We start from the raw sequence: 16,989 nt of genomic DNA, 5'->3' as shown, positions 1-16,989 counted from the left end.
CATCCCCCGCCCCGCTCGGTCGAACTGCTCGGTCACGTACGGGACGTGATGAACGTGGCCTGGCTGTCGGCGGCGCCAGCTTCGACAGCCTGCATGTGAACGTGAACGGCGAACAAGGCTATTCGACCGCTCGTTGGACGCCTACGGCCGGGAGGACGAGCCCTGCCGCCGCTGCGGCACCCCGATGCGCCTGGACGAATCATTCCAGCTACCCCCGCTGTCAGCGGCTGCCGAGGCCCTCGCGCATCTCGTCGTAACGCTCCCGCGCCGCCAGCACCTCGGGCATCCGGCCCTCCAGGAAACGGATGAGGCCCAGTAGCCGCTCGGCGACCTCGTGCCCCAGTGGGGTGAGCTCATAGTCGACCCGCGGCGGGTTCGTCGGCTGCGCCTCCCGTTGTACGAGACCGTCGCGCTCCAGGGCATGCAGGGTCTGGGACAGCATCTTCTCGCTCACGCCGTCGACCCGGCGGCGCAGCTCGTTGAAGCGGAAGCGACCAGGCGGGTGGCGGTCCTATACCAACGCCTCGTGTCCGTGACGCCTGCGGAACTCGATCTCGGCGGTCGTCCCAGGCAGTGTCCACAGGATGCGGGCGTGTCCCCCGGGAAGCGGACAGTGTTCAAGGTCGGGTCCGTGGAGATAGGGCAGGCTGATCAGCAGGTGGTCGCAGGTCGAACCCGGCACCCACGGTTCACCGATCGGCATGCTGTGCTCCAGGTCGAGTTGATGCCCTCCGCAGTGGTAGTAGGCGATCATCGCCATGAGCTCGATGAACCGCTGGTCGCGGACGTGCGCGGTCATGACGAACTCAAGACCATGACCGTCCTTCTCCATCGGGGCCCAGCACCCGGCGGTCACATATGCCCAGCTGTCGCTGCGGGGGCCGGGCCTCACAACGAGAACTCGCAGATCGGGCACTACCTCCAGCCGTTCTGGCCCGAGGTCGTAGTCGACGACCTCCACGGAATGCCCTATGAAGAACGCCCGGACGTGTGACTCAACAGCCTCCGCGGCCAGCAGCCTCGCATCACTCACCGCGCGATCATCCCAGACTGCGATCGACCACCCCTGACCGCTCACACAGCGTCATGGAGTTGCGGGCCTCAGCCGCGAATACGCGACACCTCAACATGCGAGCTCACCAGTCCCGAGGCCGCCTCCGTCCTGGTGGCGACCCGTCGCTGCCGCGGTCGTTGAAGCCGGCACGGCTCTCGCGGGAAGCGCCATGGCTGACACCGAGGCGGTACGGTCGCCAAACGCCGACGCTCTGGCCGTCGTGTACCGCGAATACCGGGATGAGATGACGACGGTGGCCGCCCGGCTGCTTCGAGAACGCGACGTTCCCGAAGCCGTGGTCGGCGCCGAGGACCTCGTGCAGACGGCGTTCGAGAGGGCGCTGCGCAGCATGGATGAGCTGCGCGAGCCGCGCGCGTACATCTACACGACGCTGCGGCGCGAGGCCGCGCACTGGGCGGAGAGGCTCACCAGGAACGGCAATGGGAGGCCAAGCGCCTGGCGCAGTTGCGCACTTCCGCCGCGCACGGCCGGGACGTGGGAGTGCTCGTCACCGATCGCGTCATGGTCCGCGACGGCGTTCGCCAGCTGCCGCAGCAGCAGGCCGCTGCGGTCGTGGCGGCCAAGATGTACGGCTTCACCCAGCACGAGACGTCACAGATGACCGGAAGGCACCCCGGCACTTTTGCCGTTCATGTCGCGCGGGCGGTCGCCCGCCTGGCGCTGTACCTGACCCCGATGTGCCTCATCTTCCTGAGCATCCGGAGTGGTGACTGGTCCGCCTTGGGGCTTGGCGGCGTGACCCTCCTCCTTTGGCACTTGTCGGCCAACACGCAATACAAGGCAAAGATCACCAAGCCGCCGGAGGCCGCCCTGCTTATCGAACGGCAGCAAAAGCAGCAGCGAGAGCTGGAGGAGATCCTCCTTGAGAAGTGGCTGCGGCCTGAAGCCGATGAGGGGGACGCTCGACGTGTCTAGAGATCTCCAATGGCTGGGGTTACAGCGGTTGAAGGTCGAGCCCGGTCTTGGTGATGAGGCCGTCGAAAGATCGACCGTGGTGTGGTCACCGGTGGCTGACGGACCATTCGCCGCGTCAGACAGGCCGCTGCGCTTGTACGTACGCCGGGTGCCTCAAAGCAACCTTCTGCGGCTCACGGTGGTCGAACCGCCTGAACCGACGACGGAGGAACACAGCCCATGCGTACCGGACAACTGCAAACAGCCCTGATCGCCGTGGGCGTAGGGGCGCTCCTCGTGCTCGCGGGCTCGGGCTGCACGGCGGCGTCCGAGGGAGCCGACACCAGCGGGTACAAGCTTGCCCCGCCTCGGTTGGTCGGCGAATACAAGGAGCACCGCAGATACGGGAACACCTATGTCGGGATCGTGGACTGCGCGGGCCAGCCCTCCGACGCGGACTGCGATGCGGCCCAGACGGAGGTCTGGGGTATCGGTATCGAACCGAAGGACGCCAACAGGATCGTCGGGAAAGCGACCGGCACGGGCGCCGACTACGTGCTGGGCGACGTTAACGCGGAAGGTGCCCGCTACCTGGTCTTCAGAGGACTCCAAGGCCGGATTCCTGACCCCGACAAAGCGGTCGCCCGCATGTTCCGCTCGATCGAGAAGAGCGAGCAGCTCCCTTTCAGCTTCAGCTTCAGCGACACGAAGTGGGTCGGCGGCCCCAAGACGTTCGACCTGGAGGACTTCAAGGGCGCCGTGATGAAGTGCCGGAAGAGCCTGCACACAGTCAAGAACGTGTACAAGGGCACCGTGACGAGGACACCGCACGTGGTCTGCATCTGGGCCGACCACAGCACCGTGGCCGCCACCGAACTCAGGCACGCAACTGCGCCGGAGCTGGCCGACCTCACCGCCGAGCTCTATCGGACTTCCCGCGTCAAGAAGTGATCCCGCTTGGCGGCGACCACCCTCATCGCGGGCCCTGAGGACTGGGCGGCCCACTCATGTCGTCAGGCACAGTGAGGGCAGAGGGAGATCACATCCGGGACGGGCCCCTAGAGATCTTCAATGGCTGGGTTACGGCGGTTGAAGGTCGAGCCCGGTCTTGGTGATGAGGCCGTCGATGAGACCAGGTCGGTACTGCATCCGTTTGAGCCGGGTCTTCACCAACGCTGTGAGCTGTTCGAGGCTGTGCTTGGTGAGATTGGCCAGAGACCTCTTCAGGAGCGACCACACCCCCTCAACCGGGTTGAACTCCGGTGCGTACGGCGGCAGTTGGTAGACTGTCAGCCATAATCGGGAGGCGATCAGCTCCCGCATGGTGCGGCTGACGTGGGTGTTCAAGTTGTCCCAGACCAGCACGAGCGGACAGCCGAGCTGCTGGTGGCCGCATCCGGCAGACGGGCGTATTCGGTCTCGGTGAAGCCTTTGCGTCGGCCCTTGGCGGGGCCGCGGTCGAGGTGGATGCGGTAGATCAGCCGGGGCGGGTGGCCGGGCTTGGTGCAGATCAGCGCCGCCATCGAGACGCGTTTGGTGCCCGCGGCGGTGACCCGCACCACCGGCGTGTGGCCGCGCCGGCTCCAGGTGCGCCCCTTGGGCGGCCTCAGACCCTGACCGGCCTCGTCCTCGAAACAGAGCCAGGCCCCCAGGTCCGCCGCCGTCCTTTTATGACGGGCCACTGCTCGTCCTTCCACGCAGCGATCTTCTCCTCGTCGCGCTCGGCTGGCTGGGGCGCCGGAGAAGTGCCCGCGTCGCAGGTCGGTGGCGGCGGATTCGGGCAGAATGCCGAATGAGGCGCGGGATGGCTTGACGTCCCGGCGTCGCACCCCGGAGGCGGACCGGACGTCCCCCCGTCACAACCCGGCGGTGGACCCGATGTCCCCGCGTCACAGCCGGGCGGCGGACCCGACGTGCCGGCGTCGCATCCCGGAGGCGGGCTGGACGTCCCCGCATCGCAGCCAGGGGGTGGGCCGGATGCCCCTCCGGGGCAGCCAAAGGGGTCCAGATCGATGAGCGAGCCCGACCCGCGACATGGAAGTTGAACTCTCAGCCGCCCGGCCCGAAATGGCATGCGTCCCCCGGACACTGAGCAGGAGTCCAACGCGCCGACGATAGCGCGCCTCCCCCAACACCGATAGCCGAGAACACTCGTTCGCAATGAGAGGTGCGCTGCCGCGATCTGGACTGTCGCGGAGGCACAGTGCCAAGTGGGGTGCGCGCGCTGGCATCGAGGCTTCGAAGGCTGCCCAGGACCAGTCCATGCCGAGACTTTGGCGTGGGCAGGGCGCTGATACGGCCGACCGGCGCTGCTGGAGGTGGGACTTGAACAGGTCCAGTGGGGGCTGGGCGGGCGCCAGCGGCGAAGAGTTCGTCCAGGTCGCAGGCCCGCCAAGGGCGAGAGCCGCTTCATCCCGAGCCTGGTCCGGACGCCGCGAAGGCGGCGCGTCCGGACAGCGAGGACACCTGCCGGGCGGGCTGCACCCTGCCGCGTCGACCACCAAGTAGCCCTCGACGGCGAAGAGCTGCCGCGCCTTGAGGCTCAGACCCGGCAACAGAACGTCTTCAAGTGTCTCCACCCGCATACCAGAGGGCTCCCCTGGCGGAACGGTCCTGCAGTCCAGGCGGTGCCAGTCCAGGGCTCTGGGGTCACATGCGGCCTCGGGGCCCGAGCGACCAGTTGAGCCGCCCCACACTCGTGACCCGGCGCGAACAGCCGCGCTCCTCCCGCCGTCTGCCCGGCCCCTAAACGCCTTTCGTGCCCTGCCGGGCGGGAGCTAGTGTTCGCGCAGCGAGTGACTCACGAGGAGCGAAGACATGGTCGGTCGTCCGAGCACGCGTTGACGTTTTAGGCCGTGAGCGGGCCTGTCATCGCGTGCTGCCCTTGATGCGCGGCATAGCGAGCCTTCCTTTCCCGCTGCCTGAAATGGTCGGTGCACCTGTCGTGCGCCGGTTGGCGGGTCTCGTCTTCGGTCATCCGAGGGGTCCCTGTGCCGTCCTCTTCCTCCGCTGTATCCGATTCCGGTCGACCTGTTCCGTCAAGCCTGTGGCGGGACGGCGACTTCCGCAGGCTCTGGGTGGGCCAGACGGCCTCCCAACTGGGCGAACATGCAAGTTCTGGTGGTTCTGCCGCTCTTCGCTGTCCTGACGCTCAACGCCGGTGCGGGCCAGTTGGGCGCCCTGCGCGCGGTGGGGCAGGCGCCGATCCTGCTGCTGTCACTCTTCGCTGGTGCGTGGGTGGACAGGTGGCGGACCCGTACGGTGATGGTGCTGACGGACGCCGGTCGGGCCCTGGCACTGGGCGCCGCCGCCGTGGCCGGCCTCCTCGGTGGGCTCGGCCTGCCAGCGCTGTTCGTGGTTGCCTTCGCCGTCGGGGCTCTGTCCGTGTTCTTCGACGTGGCATACCAGGCGTCTTTGGTACGGCTGGTGAAACGCGATCAGTTGGTGCGGGGCAACAGCGCGCTCGAGGGCAGTCGGTCCGCCGCGCAGATCGGCGGTCCCGCCCTCGGCGGTGCGTTGGTGTCTGTGCTGTCGGCGCCGATCGCTGCCGCCTCCAGCGCGCTGTTTTTCGCGCTGTCGTTCCTGTCGATCCGACGGATCGGTCGCCGCGAATCCATCCCGGAACGCTCGCAACGTCCTCCTCGGGTCTGGCGGCGCATCCATGAGGGCCTCCGCTTTGTCGCCAGCGACACCTCGCTGCGGACGGTGTGCCTCGCATCAGCCGCCTTCCAGTTCTTCTTCGCGGCTGTGATGACCGTCTATCTGCTGCTCCTGCCACGGGACCTGCACCTGTCGGGCACCGCCGTCGGGCTGGCACTCGCGGCGACGGGGCCGGGCGCACTCCTGGGCTCGCTGCTGGCCGCCCGCCTACCGAGCCGCTTCGGATATGGCACTGTGCTCGTGTCCGCGGCAGCACTCGGCGACGGCGTGTTCCTGTTTGTGCCTGCACTGCACGGCTCCCCTGTGGTGACGGTTCCCCCGCTCCTTACGGTCAACTTCGTCTTCGGGACCTTCAGCCAGCTGGTGAATGTCACGGTCATGGCCGTCCGGCAGACCGTCACTCCTGACGGGATGCAAGGCCGCGCGGCCGCGACGATCAACTTTGTCGGCATGGGGCTGACCCCGCTCGGCTCGCTGCTCGGCGGCTTTCTCGCGGAAGTGTGGGGGACGCGCACCAGCCTCCTGGTAACAGCCGCAGGCATGCTGCTGTCGCCGGCACTGATGGCCCTGTCCCCACTCGCCCGCCTGGGACGAACGCTTCCCGCCCCGCCGGAGACTCCGGTCCCGTCTGCGTGACGGCTTCTATCGCCGCGAATACCCGACACAACTCCGTCAGCGGTCGTAACCATCACGGAAGCGCGGTCACAACCTTCGAGTTGGCCCGCCTGAGCGCTGTAGGTGCCCCGCATGGGCCCGCCGGTGGTGCAGGTGGGTGCCGACCGAGGGTGGCGAAGCCGATCACTAGGCTCCACGTCATGACCAGTGATCTCGGATTCATCTGCTCATGCTGTGGGGCGCACCACCTTGAGCTGCCCATGAACTACACGGCCGCGGCCCCGGCCGTGTGGGATCCGGCCTTCGCCGACGCCGACGACTGCCTGCTCTCGTCGGACCAGTGCGTGATCCATGCGCAGCACTACTTCGTCAAGGGCCTGATCGAGATACCGGTCATCGGCAGCGACGAGGTGTTTTCCTGGGCTGTCTGGGTCTCCCTCAGCCGCGAGAACTTCTCCCGCGCGGTGGACCTCTGGGACACCCCTGGCCGAGAGGCGGAGAAGCCCTATTTCGGCTGGCTCACCACTGACCTCTCGGTCTATTGGTCCTCGACTCTCAACCTGAAGACCCACGTCCATACCCGCCCAGTCGGTGAGCGACCCTTCGTCGAACTCGAACCCACCGACCACCCCCTCGCCGTCGAACAGCGCACGGGAATCACCTGGGATCGCCTACGGGAGATCGCCGAGGCAGTGCTGCACCCATCCCGCGACGGGCGGCAGCCGTGATGGCGGACGCACGAGTGCCGCTGACCCCGCAGGCGCCAGAAGGCCTGAGCCGCCGGGCCCGGTACTTCGTGAAGGTGCACGGGCTGCGTGTTCCCCGCCAGGACATCAGGCCCTATCGGGACGTATGGCTCAACCACGGGATACCCGCTGCGGAGATCGACCGGGCCGTGGCCTTCCAGGAGCGCTGGGGCGGCATCGCCCTGCCTCCGGCCCCCGCGTACGAGGGCGGCCCGCCGCTCGGCCACCGCCGCCGAGCGCGCCGAGCGGTACGAGCGGTGGGGGTTGGACCGTTGGGCCCGCCAGCCCGAAGGCCTCCACCAGCAGCAGCTGAAGGAGCGCCACCGCATCGAGCTGCCCGCGTCGCGTACCGCCGACGGCACCCACGCCGCCGCCTTGGCCAAGGCGAGGGCCGAGAAGCGGACCCGCTGCCGCAGTTGACCTCGCTGTTTCGCTTCGGGTGGTTGAGCTGGTCTGATCGCGGCGGACCGGTGATTTCGGTGCGTTCGGCACAGCGAGGCAGCCAAGCGCGCGGCGCCCCCGCGACCGACTGCCCAGCCCCGCCGTGCGTGAGCAAGGCGGTGACCCGCATCTCCCCGTGAGGGTGCGGGCCACTGCCGTACCTGCCGCCGTGGTTGTCAGCGGATCGTCATCCAGACCTGGGCGTCGTAGCCGTTGTGCCAGCCGGTGCGGGCTCCCCTGACGTTGTTCCCCTTGGGGCAGGCCTTGTAGGCCTTGTACCACCCTCCGATCTTGACGTGACCGTAGACGCACTTGCCGTCGGCCTTCTTGTCGTACACCCAGATCTGGACGCTGGACTGCCACTTGTTGTTGACCTTGCGCCGGCACTCCCAATAGGCCACCGCGCCGCGGTCGGACGGCACGGTGATGCTGTCCTGCCGGCACGTGGGGGCTGCGGCAGCGGCCGAGTCACCGCTGCCCGCCTCGGCGGCACCGGCCGCGGGGGCGAGGGCGAGCCCGCCGCCGAGGGCCATCGTCGCCGTCGCGAGGGCGAGGCTCTTGCGTGCGTTCATGGATCGGTTCCCTCCGTTGTCGGCCGGGCACTGCCGCCCGGCACGGCGACGACTGTCCTGCGCCAACTCCGGGCCGTGCCAGGGGAGCCGGCCGGTACGGGCCGCTGTGGGACGAACTCCTCGCCGACCTGCTGAGACATGGCGTCCCAAGACGCCGCCGTGGGACGAAGGGACGTGTCCGGATCGAGTGGAGGCGCGCGCCGGAGGGAACCGTCCCGCGCGGGCGGAGCTCCCTGAAATGAAGGAGGGGGAATCTCACATGACCCGATGGAAGGAACTGCCCGCCGCGCTCGACGAGCGTGAGCGCCAACTCGTCGTCCAGTTACGCAGGCTCAAGGACCACAGTGGCCTCAGCCTCGCCGCGCTGGCGTCCAGGACCGCGTACAGCCGCTCGTCCTGGGAGCGGTATCTCAACGGCAAGCAGCCCGTGCCGCGTCAGGCCGTCGAGGAGCTGGCGGCGGTGACCGGCACGGCGCCGACACGGCTGCTCGTCCTGCACGAGGTGGCGGCACGGACGAAGGAGTCCGGAGAGACGGCGCCCGTGGACGACGGGGCGGACGTGCCCCCCGAGGCCGCAGGGAGCAGGGAGGGCGCACCCGTGCGGACTTCCGGAGCCCGCGGCGCGGCCACGCTCACCGTTCTCGCCCTCGCTCTCGTCCTCGCGTTCGGCGCCGGGCTGGCGACAGCGCGGCTGTGGCAGAACGAGCCCGCCGCGCCGGTGACGTACAGCTGCGAGAAGGGGGAGAAGGACGGAATGCCGTACGCGGGGCACAGCGTGACCCGCGAGGCGCTGCTCGACATCGACAGCCGCGGAGCTACCGTGGTCGAGGCCCAGTGCCTGCTCGAACGCAATGGATTCGACCCCGGTACGAAGGACGGTGTGTACGGGGAGCGAACCAAGGCCGCCGTACGGAAGTTCCAGAAGGAGCGCGGGCTGGTCCAGGACGGGATCGTCGGGCCCGACACCTGGGGGGAGTTGCGCAGGTGACCGCGCGCGAGGCGGTGGAGTGCGGCGAACTCGCGGCCCATCTGAGGGAGTTGCGTGAGCGTACGGGGCTGAGTCTGGCCGCGCTCGCGGCGCGCACCCCGTACAGCAAGTCGTCCTGGGAGCGTTACCTCAACGGCAAGCAGCCGGTGCCGCGGCAGGCGGTGCAGGCCCTGTGCGCGCTGGCCGGAGAGCCGGTGGAACGGCTGCTCGCGCTCTGGGAGCTGGCCGACGCCGCGTGGAGCGGGCGGTCGGCACCGGCAACGGCCGTGGTGGCCAAGGACGTTCCCGTACCGCCCCGCCGTACGTGGCGAACGGCGCCGCGCCTTGGGCCCGCCGTGTTCCTGGTGTGCGCTGGTGCGGTGGTGGCCGGCGCCGTGACGACGGCACTGGTCGCGCGGGGAGACGAGGGCTCGGCGCGACCCCTGGCGTCCGCGGACTCCGCGCCGTCGGCCGAGTCCTCCCCGCCGCGTCTGCCCGGCTGCTCCGGCCCGGCGTGCGAGGGGCAGGACCCGGTGCGCATGGCCTGCGGCGGCGCGGGAATGGTAACCCCGGCCGGCGCCCGCACCGCGACGGGCGGACAGCGGCTGCAGATCCGGTACGCGCAGTCCTGCGGCGCGGTGTGGGTGCGGGCGACGGGACTGCGGACGGGGGACAGGGTCGAGCTGACCGTTCCCGGCAGACCCGTTCAGCGCGTGGTCGCCGGACCCCGCGACTCCGCCGCGTACCGCTCTACGCCGATGGCCGCGGCCGAGGACCCGGCCTCGGCCCGCGCCTGTCTGCACGCGGCCTCCGGCAGCCCGCCCGAGTGCCTCACCGGAGCCCCTCAGCAGTGATCGCGGGTCCTACTCGACTCCCTATTTACGCGTCAGAGAACCAGCTAGTGGTTCGGCTCGGAACGTTGGCGGCCATATGTAGCTTTCGGTGAGGGACGCACGTGCTCGGGGTCTGCTCAGTTCCGCAGCTTCGCTGCGTAGATCCAGTCGAAGCCGTCGTATCCGGCTCCGTCGAGGTGTTCCGCCCGGGTCAGGCCGGCACGTACCGCCACGCGCTGGGAGGCGGCGTTGGTCGGCCGGACTCGGGCGATCAGCGGGAGGTCGGGAATGCGCCGGGATGCCCAGGTGGTGACCGCGGTCGCGGCCTCGCTGGCGAAGCCATGGCCCCATGCAGAGGTGGCGAAGCGGTAGAAGAGGTTGAGGACCTTCATGCCGTTCAGTTCCATGGGCTTGATCCCGCAGAATCCCAGCTGCAGGGCAGAGTTGTGGCGTCGGACGACCCAGTAGCCATATCCGCAGCTGTGCCACTGGTCGTTCCAGCGCTGATAGAGCTCTCCAGCCTCTTCGAGCTGGCCGAGGGCGTCGGAGGGATTGTGCAGGCAGGTTCCGGGGTCGCTGTGGATCGCAAAGATCGCATCGATGTCGGCTTCGATCGGACGCCGCAGTGATAGTCGGGCGGTCTGTAGCTCTTCGTCTGCCAGGCTCCGGTCGCTCATACGAAGATCGTAGAGCTGTGTCAGGCGGCCCTGACTGGGTATTTCGGTCCACTTGCGGACGGGTGATTCGGGCGCGAAGTTGGTTTTCGGTTCGGCGCGGGCGTTGCGCCAACGTATGTAGGCGCCGATGGCGGCGTTCTGCTCTGTGTGGGTGCGGTGGTCGGTGCCGTTGAGGGCAAAGTAGCGCAGGGCGGCGAACTCCGATTCGATCCAGTTCAGCCACGAGCCGTAGGTCGGCAGGAAGACCAGCTCGACGTCGTTGTCGGCAGCCCAGGTACGGACCTCGGTGTGCTTGTGCGGCGAAGAGTTGTCCAGCACCATGTACAGCTTCTCGCCGGGCCACCGGGAGCGGGCTTTGAGCAGGCCGAGGAACTCGCGCCACCGCTTGCGCTGGCGGATCCGGTAGTAGATCTTCCCGGTGGCCAGGTCGAGGGCGGCGAGCATGTGCATCATCCCGCCGTACTGGTTGTAGGTGCGGGGCCTGCCTGCCGCGCGCCACGCTTTGCCCTGCGTGGCATCAGGTTCAGCGGGCCGAACTCGTCGACGCAGATCACCCGCCCGTCCGCCGGTCGGGTGTCGTACAGGGCCAGGACCCGGTGCATCTTGGCGATGAAGTCCGGGTCGGTGGAGGTCTTCCACGTCGTGGTCGACTGCCAGTAGACGTTGCCCTCGCGCAGGATGCGCCGCAGGGTCTCCCGGCTGATCCTGGGCACCACGTGCCGTTCGACCAGATGCTTGGCGAGCTTGGCGAGGCTCCAGGTGGAGAAAGCTGCGATGTTCCAGTCGGCGGGGGAGGTCCGGGCGATCAGGCGGATGTGCGCGCGCACCCGCTCACCGATCGCCTTCGGGCGTCCCCCGCTCCATTTTGGGTCCAGCGCGTCGAACCCCCGCTCGTCGACGCGTGGATGACATCGCGCACATAGTCCTCGCCGACCTGCATCAGCGAGGTGATGTCTTTGACCGTCTGGCCCTGGGCGGACATCAGCACCACGATCCCTCGCCGCAGCGGACCGGATAGGGCGCCCTGCAAACCAGCCGCAAGCCTGACCTGCGCAGGCGCCCTTCACGGTTCAGGTCCAGAACGCGGACCGGCTGCCCTCCCAGCGCTTCGGAATTGTGGCGACGATCGCTCGGCCCGGACTGGTGGCACCGTGCCGTGCCGCTCGACGGGGCGCTGCTGCTGGCCACCGCAGGGGTCCCCCGAAGCCCGTGCTCCCTCCGAGAGAGCCGGGGTGTGTGGCGAAGCCCGGCGTCTCTGACCCGCGTACATCAGCGCCGCATGCGCCAGGTGCCCTACAGCCCGGCGACTGCCCGGTGCGCCCATGGGCGCGGGCCGGTCGCGAAGGTCTCGTAGTTACCCAGGTGGAAGTTGCTGCGTACCGTTCATGGGTCGCTACCGGTCTCTAGAGTTGCTGTGCGTCGACGCGAGCTCGATGCTGCGAATTCTGCGGAGCCAGCTGACGAACAGCCGGAGGGCGATTCCGCATCCGGCACACCAGCCCCAGCCCTCGGTGACAAGGGCGTGCAAACCGTCCTTGTACTGGATGTACACGACCTGCGCACCGACGGCCAGCGCCATGAACCCGTTCGTGCGCGACTCCGCCGACAGCAGCCAGTCCACAGGCATCCACAGTGGAGCAGCGAGGTCGCGGAGCCGCATTCGGAGGGCCGCCCAGAGAAAGCCGATGGCGTACCGCATCCTGCGGCGTGAAGAAAGGACGATGCCGTTCCCGGGATCGCCAGCCAGGACTGCGGCCCACTCCTCCCGGAGATGTGCCCTACGGTCTCCGGCAACAAAGGAAGCGAAGTCCAGAGTCCGAAGGGCGGCCCTGTTGCCCCGGTTAAACGTTGCCCTGGGGGCCTCACGCTCCTCCTCCACCGCCTGCGTCACGCCCTTGCGCAGCGCGGTGATCAGCAGTCCGATGGCGGCGACCAGGATCGCGGCCGCCGTGAGCGCACCGAAGAACCAGCCAGCGGCGACCAGGGGCTCGGCGAACGAAGGAGTGGGGCTGAGCATCTTCAGGATGTAGCCGACCAGCAGGAAGATCACTGCAGCGGTGCCGAACAGCACAGGTGCCAGTACGGTGACAACGGCCAGCCAACCGGCGCCAGGGGGCTCAGCGCGCCGCTCATCTGTGCTCACGCGGTGCCCCCTTCAACTGCTGCGTGCAGCCCGAAGAATCGAGGCTTCCGCTCCCTGGCCTGGCAGGCTGCATGCTGCCCGACAGCCGTGAGTTCGTAGTAGTACCGCTTCGGCCGCCCCGGGTGCTCACCCGTCTCCTCATACCGGGTGACCCACCCCGCGTCGACCAGGCGCTCAAGAATGGGATACACCGTCCCGGACCCGAGGTCGGCTACCTCGCAGATCTTGAGACCCCACGCGGGATCGTCGGCAGTGGACGCCAGCAACACTTTGATCACCTCAAGTGTTGGGCGTGTCAGACGAATTGATGCCATGTCACGAGTGAACCATCACGCCTACCGTATGTCGAGTACGACATTCGTGGGTAGCTCTCGCTCCCTGTCGCCTGGCTCTCAGTACCCCATGAGCGGGCGACCGCTACGCGCGCGGCAGGTGGCCGATCGGACGTCCGGCGTCGGCGCGGGAGGCTGCAAGGGCAGCGAGTTCCACATCGCCGGTGAACACCGGTCCCGTCCAGGAGGCTGGGGCGGTCACGGGCTCGAGGCGTATCTGGGTGCCGAAGGTGTGGGCAGCGTCGTACAGACGCTGCAGGATGTGCAACGCGCGGGCATCGAGCGCACCGAGCGGGGTTCACCAGGTTTTCGACGCGGGGTCGAAATCGGCAACCCTGTACAGCAGTTGGCGCAGTTATTCCCAGTGGGCGGGCCCGGCGGGCGCGGATGCGACGGTGATCTCCAGGAGGTAGGCGCTACCGGAGCGGCGGGGGTCGGGGATGGTCATGTCGCGACCGTAGTCCTGCCCACTGACAGTCCCCTGCTCACTGCGGGATCGGACGCTGCCGCGGTGAGGGACGGCGCATCCCTGACTACCGCCCTCGGTTGTCTCGTAGCCTCGACGGCATGACGACCCCGGAACCCGATCACGCGGCCTCGCTGTCCCTCGACCTGCGCTCAGCCGCCTCGCGCCTCGCTCTCCTCGAGGACATCGAAGCCACTGCGGCACCCGCCGAAGTCCTCTACAACATCGCGGGAACGGATCGACTCCCTGCGCCGTGTTCCGGAATCTCCATCGGTTGCGTCCGGCAGCCTCAGCATCCGCCGAAGTGGCCCGGCAGATCCGACCCGCGGCAAGCCGACTGGCGCGGCGCCGCTGCGCTCAAAGGCGCTGTGCATTCCGCAGCCGCTCGACCTGCTTGCTGATCAGGTCGATGGGGAAGGATGAGGCGGCACCGACGTCCAGCTTCTGGAGCGTCACGATGATGTTTCCGGTCCGCACCACGGTGAACTCCTCGTTCCGGTCCACGGGCTGGCGATACTCGGGCAGAGGGGTGATCTCGCGGAAACGCACGGCTTCGTCCCCGACCTGTGGGGCCTGCTCCAGCGTGAGCGTCGACGCGAACCTACCGACCCAGCCTTCGCCTTCAAAGGAGTGGCAGGAGCCGAGTGCCTCCTTGAGCTGGAGGAAGGCCTGCCGGGCCTTGCCTGTCCTCGTAGGCCGCCAGCGTTGAGCCGCCTCCCCAAATGTCGCCCTTCCAATTGAAATCCTGATACAGGACGCTGAATGCGTGCTCGCCGTTGCGAATGTCCAGCATGGTCCGGCACGCAGGGACCGAGACCGGAGGAAAGGTGCGTCGCTCGCTCTTCGGCTCGCGCTCCTGTATCGATGTCGTCCTGACCGCGGCCTCCGGCCCCCTCGCCGCCGATGGCTCGTCACTTCGACGGCTGATAGACGAGGTGGTCTCGAGCCTCGGCGGCGCCGGAACGCTCGCGTGGCGCTCAACGCCGCGTTTGAGGAGCGGGGTGCAAAGTCGGGTGACCGCGGCCTATTGGACCAACTGAGCCGCGGGCCGCGTACGAGCGCCCCGAACTCACGTGTCCGGCCGGACCGTCAGGGTGGGCCCGGCGGCGCTTATGAGGTGGACCCGAACTCCCGCTCGTGTTCGAAGCGGTCGGCGGTCCGCTCAGTGCGTCGGGAGCGGGCGAGAGCGCGCCAGCCGAGGGCCATGGCGATCAGCCCCAATGGGATGGCCCCGATGGCTCCCACGATCCCGTTGCCGGTGCCGGGGCCACCACTGGAGGTGGCCAGATGCAGCGTCGCGAGGGCCGTGCCGACCAGCCCCACCGCCATAGCCGACATGGCGCCGGTGCGCGCCTTGCCGGTGCTGATACGGCCGGCGACGCGGGCCAGGGCCTGCCAGCCGAGGGCCACGCCGATCAGCCCCACCCCGAGGGCCAGGTTGGCCCCCGTCCGCCCGTCGCCGACGACTCCGCCCTCGGCGGCCACCGTCAGGACATCTGTTGCGCTCATGCCACTCTCCTCCTTCGTGCGTGGCGAATTCCGCGGTTTCGCTGTGCCTTGAGCGTGCCTGCCGACCGCACTGCTGGTCGTCCGGCGGGTGCGGTCTTTTCGGACTGCCGTCGACATGGCAGTTGACTGCTGCGGATGCGGCAGGCGCCGTGCAGGTACTGCGGCTGCGGTAGCTGGCCGCTCGTCCGCGGGCGGGACTCGCCCGCGGCGGCGTCCGGCTAGGGTGCGCGCATGGACACAGGGCGTTTTCGTGTCCCGGCCGGTGCCATGGACTGGGCGATTGCCGTCAGCGTGGCGGCACTGCTGCTGGGCACCGGGTCGTCCGGGCAGCACCCGGCCGGGGAGCGCGAGCTGCTCGGCTCCGTGCTACTGGCAGCGGGCGGTCTGGCACTGGTCGCGCGTCGTAGGGCTCCGATTGCCGTGCTGGCTGTCACCGGCCTGTGCGCGGTGGGGTACCAGGCAGCCGGTTTTGAGGTGCTCGCTGTCTCGTACCTGGTTGCGGTGTACGGCGCAGTGCGGGCCGAGCACCGTGCCCTGACGGTGGCGGCATCCGTGTCTCTGCTCGTCGTCCTCCCTCTCGCGGCGCTGGTCTTCCGCGACGGGCCGGCGCGCGAGGCGTTCGCGCAGGCCCGGAACGTACTGGAAATCGCCTGGCTGATCGCCGCCTTTGCCGCTGGGGAGGCGCTGCGGCAGGCCGAGCGGCGGGCGGACGAAGCCGAGCGCACTCGGGAGGAGACCGCTCGGCGCCGCGCCGACGAGGAGCGGCTGCACATCGCGCGGGAGCTGCACGATTCCCTCACCCACCAGATTTCGATCATCAAGGTGCAGTCCGAGGTCGCCGTCCACGTAGCCCGCAGGCGCGGCGAGCAGGTGCCCGAGACGCTGCTGGCGATCCAGGCGGCCGGACGTGCGGCGACGCGCGAGCTGCGCGCGACTCTGGAGGCCCTGCGCGACGACGACACGACCCCGCCGCAGGGCCTCGCGCACGTACCGGAACTGGTGGAGCGCGCCCGTTCGATGGGCCTGGACGCGACGCTGACGATCGAAGGGCAACGGCACGACGTGCCGGCCGCGGTGGGCCGGACCGCCTACCGCCTCGTCCAGGAGGCACTGACCAACACCGCCCGGCACGCTTGTGCCACCACCGCGACGGTCCGGATTGAATGCCGGCCCGACGCGCTGTCCATCCAGGTGGACGACGACGGCAAGGCCACCCCCGATGACGCCCCGGCCCCCGGCCTCGGGCTGCTTGGCATGCGCGAACGCGTCACCGCCCTTGGGGGCCGGCTGCGCGCGCAGCCACGCACCGAGCACGGTTTCACCGTCCAGGCCGAACTCCCTGTGGAACGAGCATCATGATCCGTGTCCTGCTGGTCGACGACCAGCCGCTCATCCGCAGCGGCTTCCGGGCGCTGCTCGACCTCGAAGACGACATCCAGGTGGTCTCCGAAGCCGCCGATGGCGAAGGGGGTTTGGCGCTCATCAAGGAGCATCTGCCCGACGTCGCGCTCATCGACATCCAGATGCCGGTCATGGACGGCATCGAGGCGACCCGGCGCATCGCCGCGGACCGGGCCCTGGCCGGCGTGCACGTCGTCATGCTGACCAACTACGGCATGGACGAGTACGTCTACGAAGCGCTGCGCGCCGGCGCCGCCGGGTTCCTGGTCAAGGACATCGTGCCGGAGGACCTCCTGCACGCCGTCCGGGTCGCCGCCCGCGGCGACGCCCTGCTCGCCCCGTCCATCACCCGCAAGCTGATCCACCGGTACGTCACCCAGCCCCTACCCACCGCCACCGGCGCCGCACTTACGGAGCTGACCAGCCGCGAACGCGAAGCGGTCGCCCTGGTCGCACAGGGCCTGTCCAACGACCAGATCGCCGACCACATGGTGATCAGCCCGATGACCGCGAAGACCCACATCAACCGGGCCATGACCAAACTCCATGCCCGCGACCGTGCCCAACTCGTGGTCCTCGCCTACGAGTCCGGCTTGGTCGCCCCGCGCAACCTCTGACATCGGGGCAGCGGTGCTGCCGACTTCACGACGGCGGAGAC

At 68.8% G+C, this 16,989-nt stretch carries 16 protein-coding genes and 6 pseudogenes; 11 read left to right on the top strand and 11 right to left on the bottom strand.

The features are described from left to right. A pseudogene (locus tag ACH492_RS28415) lies at window positions 1-257 on the top strand (DNA-formamidopyrimidine glycosylase); the annotation flags it as partial. Here the strand turns inward: ACH492_RS28415 and ACH492_RS28410 are convergent. Together ACH492_RS28410 and ACH492_RS28405 are read right to left on the bottom strand one after the other, a co-directional pair. Further along, window positions 221-496 (bottom strand): annotated as a pseudogene (locus ACH492_RS28410) (winged helix-turn-helix transcriptional regulator); the annotation flags it as partial. The pseudogenes ACH492_RS28415 and ACH492_RS28410 overlap by 37 nt on opposite strands. A gap of 15 nt (window positions 497-511) precedes the next feature. Next, window positions 512-1,033: a suppressor of fused domain protein gene (locus ACH492_RS28405; protein ID WP_398990502.1), complete on the bottom strand. Its 522-nt coding sequence runs from the start codon at window positions 1,031-1,033 to the stop codon at window positions 512-514. A 190-nt stretch (window positions 1,034-1,223) separates the two neighbouring features. On the opposite strand from ACH492_RS28405, the pseudogene ACH492_RS28400 reads away from it, so the two are divergent. The 3 genes and pseudogenes from ACH492_RS28400 to ACH492_RS28390 all read left to right on the top strand — a co-directional run. Beyond that, window positions 1,224-1,472 (top strand): annotated as a pseudogene (locus tag ACH492_RS28400) (RNA polymerase sigma factor); the annotation flags it as partial. A gap of 83 nt (window positions 1,473-1,555) precedes the next feature. Next, a complete protein-coding gene (locus tag ACH492_RS28395) occupies window positions 1,556-1,990 on the top strand; it encodes a sigma factor-like helix-turn-helix DNA-binding protein (protein ID WP_398990515.1) in 435 nt (144 codons plus the stop codon). 219 nt (window positions 1,991-2,209) lie between these two features. Continuing rightward, complete coding sequence (locus tag ACH492_RS28390; RefSeq protein WP_398990501.1) at window positions 2,210-2,920, top strand: hypothetical protein; 711 nt, start codon at window positions 2,210-2,212, stop codon at window positions 2,918-2,920. 129 nt (window positions 2,921-3,049) lie between these two features. Here the strand turns inward: ACH492_RS28390 and ACH492_RS28385 are convergent. Next, a pseudogene (locus ACH492_RS28385) lies at window positions 3,050-3,492 on the bottom strand (transposase). Window positions 3,493-4,959: 1,467 nt separating this feature from the next. Here ACH492_RS28385 and ACH492_RS28380 point away from each other — a divergent pair. The 3 genes and pseudogenes from ACH492_RS28380 (at window position 4,960) to ACH492_RS28370 (ending at window position 7,410) form a co-directional block, all read left to right on the top strand. Continuing rightward, window positions 4,960-6,265, top strand: a pseudogene (locus ACH492_RS28380) (MFS transporter). 239 nt (window positions 6,266-6,504) lie between these two features. Continuing rightward, on the top strand, window positions 6,505-6,972 hold the full coding sequence (locus ACH492_RS28375) for a DUF2199 domain-containing protein (RefSeq protein ID WP_398990513.1): 468 nt from the start codon (window positions 6,505-6,507) through the stop codon (window positions 6,970-6,972). A 282-nt stretch (window positions 6,973-7,254) separates the two neighbouring features. Then, the gene (locus ACH492_RS28370) at window positions 7,255-7,410 is read left to right on the top strand and encodes a hypothetical protein (RefSeq protein WP_398990500.1); all 156 of its coding nucleotides are present in this window, start codon (window positions 7,255-7,257) and stop codon (window positions 7,408-7,410) included. Window positions 7,411-7,607: 197 nt separating this feature from the next. On the opposite strand, the gene ACH492_RS28365 is transcribed toward ACH492_RS28370, so the two are convergent. Next, the gene (locus tag ACH492_RS28365; RefSeq protein WP_398990499.1) at window positions 7,608-8,003 is read right to left on the bottom strand and encodes a hypothetical protein; all 396 of its coding nucleotides are present in this window, start codon (window positions 8,001-8,003) and stop codon (window positions 7,608-7,610) included. Between the two features lie 259 nt (window positions 8,004-8,262). On the opposite strand from ACH492_RS28365, the gene ACH492_RS28360 reads away from it, so the two are divergent. Both ACH492_RS28360 and ACH492_RS28355 read left to right on the top strand, forming a co-directional pair. Then, window positions 8,263-8,991, top strand: a complete 729-nt coding sequence (locus tag ACH492_RS28360; protein ID WP_398990498.1) for a peptidoglycan-binding protein — start codon at window positions 8,263-8,265, stop codon at window positions 8,989-8,991. After that, window positions 8,988-9,824: a helix-turn-helix domain-containing protein gene (locus ACH492_RS28355; RefSeq protein WP_398990497.1), complete on the top strand. Its 837-nt coding sequence runs from the start codon at window positions 8,988-8,990 to the stop codon at window positions 9,822-9,824. Before ACH492_RS28360 ends, ACH492_RS28355 begins: the two co-directional genes overlap by 4 nt. Window positions 9,825-9,940: 116 nt before the next feature. On the opposite strand, the gene ACH492_RS28350 is transcribed toward ACH492_RS28355, so the two are convergent. The 7 genes and pseudogenes from ACH492_RS28350 to ACH492_RS28320 form a co-directional block, all read right to left on the bottom strand. Continuing rightward, complete coding sequence (locus tag ACH492_RS28350; RefSeq protein ID WP_398990512.1) at window positions 9,941-11,029, bottom strand: GNAT family N-acetyltransferase; 1,089 nt, start codon at window positions 11,027-11,029, stop codon at window positions 9,941-9,943. Beyond that, window positions 10,930-11,547, bottom strand: coding sequence for a helix-turn-helix domain-containing protein (locus ACH492_RS28345; protein WP_398990496.1), 618 nt, complete (start codon window positions 11,545-11,547; stop codon window positions 10,930-10,932). The genes ACH492_RS28350 and ACH492_RS28345 overlap by 100 nt, the downstream gene beginning before the upstream one ends. A gap of 800 nt (window positions 11,548-12,347) precedes the next feature. Further along, window positions 12,348-12,602, bottom strand: a pseudogene (locus tag ACH492_RS28340) (hypothetical protein); the annotation flags it as partial. Window positions 12,603-12,619: 17 nt separating this feature from the next. After that, entirely contained in the window at window positions 12,620-12,892 is a 273-nt protein-coding gene (locus ACH492_RS28335; protein ID WP_398990495.1) for a PadR family transcriptional regulator, read from the bottom strand. 148 nt (window positions 12,893-13,040) lie between these two features. Beyond that, on the bottom strand, window positions 13,041-13,223 hold the full coding sequence (locus ACH492_RS28330) for a hypothetical protein (protein WP_398990494.1): 183 nt from the start codon (window positions 13,221-13,223) through the stop codon (window positions 13,041-13,043). Between the two features lie 555 nt (window positions 13,224-13,778). Beyond that, window positions 13,779-13,970 carry a hypothetical protein gene (locus ACH492_RS28325; RefSeq protein ID WP_398990493.1) on the bottom strand — a complete coding sequence of 64 codons (192 nt, stop codon included), beginning with the start codon at window positions 13,968-13,970 and terminating at the stop codon, window positions 13,779-13,781. Window positions 13,971-14,531: 561 nt separating this feature from the next. Beyond that, on the bottom strand, window positions 14,532-14,930 hold the full coding sequence (locus tag ACH492_RS28320) for a DUF6223 family protein (RefSeq protein WP_398990492.1): 399 nt from the start codon (window positions 14,928-14,930) through the stop codon (window positions 14,532-14,534). Between the two features lie 231 nt (window positions 14,931-15,161). Between ACH492_RS28320 and ACH492_RS28315 the strand changes: the two genes are divergently transcribed. Both ACH492_RS28315 and ACH492_RS28310 read left to right on the top strand, forming a co-directional pair. Further along, on the top strand, window positions 15,162-16,289 hold the full coding sequence (locus ACH492_RS28315; RefSeq protein WP_398990491.1) for a sensor histidine kinase: 1,128 nt from the start codon (window positions 15,162-15,164) through the stop codon (window positions 16,287-16,289). Next, complete coding sequence (locus ACH492_RS28310) at window positions 16,286-16,948, top strand: response regulator (RefSeq protein ID WP_398990490.1); 663 nt, start codon at window positions 16,286-16,288, stop codon at window positions 16,946-16,948. Before ACH492_RS28315 ends, ACH492_RS28310 begins: the two co-directional genes overlap by 4 nt. Window positions 16,949-16,989: the final 41 nt, after the last annotated feature.

The sequence above is a fragment of the Streptomyces sp. NPDC019443 genome (assembly GCF_044389785.1).
Taxonomy (GTDB): Bacteria; Actinomycetota; Actinomycetes; order Streptomycetales; family Streptomycetaceae; genus Streptomyces.
The sequence above is the reverse complement of the archived record's forward strand: the minus strand, read 5'-3'. Positions and strand labels throughout refer to the sequence as shown.

Excerpts from the sequence above, each read along its gene's own strand:
- ACH492_RS28390 (WP_398990501.1), top strand. The coding sequence starts at position 2,210 with ATGCGTACCGGACAACTGCAAACAGCCCTGATCGCCGTGGGCGTAGGG.
- ACH492_RS28375 (WP_398990513.1), top strand. The coding sequence starts at position 6,505 with ATGAACTACACGGCCGCGGCCCCGGCCGTGTGGGATCCGGCCTTCGCC.
- ACH492_RS28365 (WP_398990499.1), bottom strand. The coding sequence starts at position 8,003 with ATGAACGCACGCAAGAGCCTCGCCCTCGCGACGGCGACGATGGCCCTC.
- ACH492_RS28360 (WP_398990498.1), top strand. The coding sequence starts at position 8,263 with ATGACCCGATGGAAGGAACTGCCCGCCGCGCTCGACGAGCGTGAGCGC.
- ACH492_RS28320 (WP_398990492.1), bottom strand. The coding sequence starts at position 14,930 with ATGAGCGCAACAGATGTCCTGACGGTGGCCGCCGAGGGCGGAGTCGTC.
- ACH492_RS28315 (WP_398990491.1), top strand. The coding sequence starts at position 15,162 with ATGGACACAGGGCGTTTTCGTGTCCCGGCCGGTGCCATGGACTGGGCG.
- ACH492_RS28310 (WP_398990490.1), top strand. The coding sequence starts at position 16,286 with ATGATCCGTGTCCTGCTGGTCGACGACCAGCCGCTCATCCGCAGCGGC.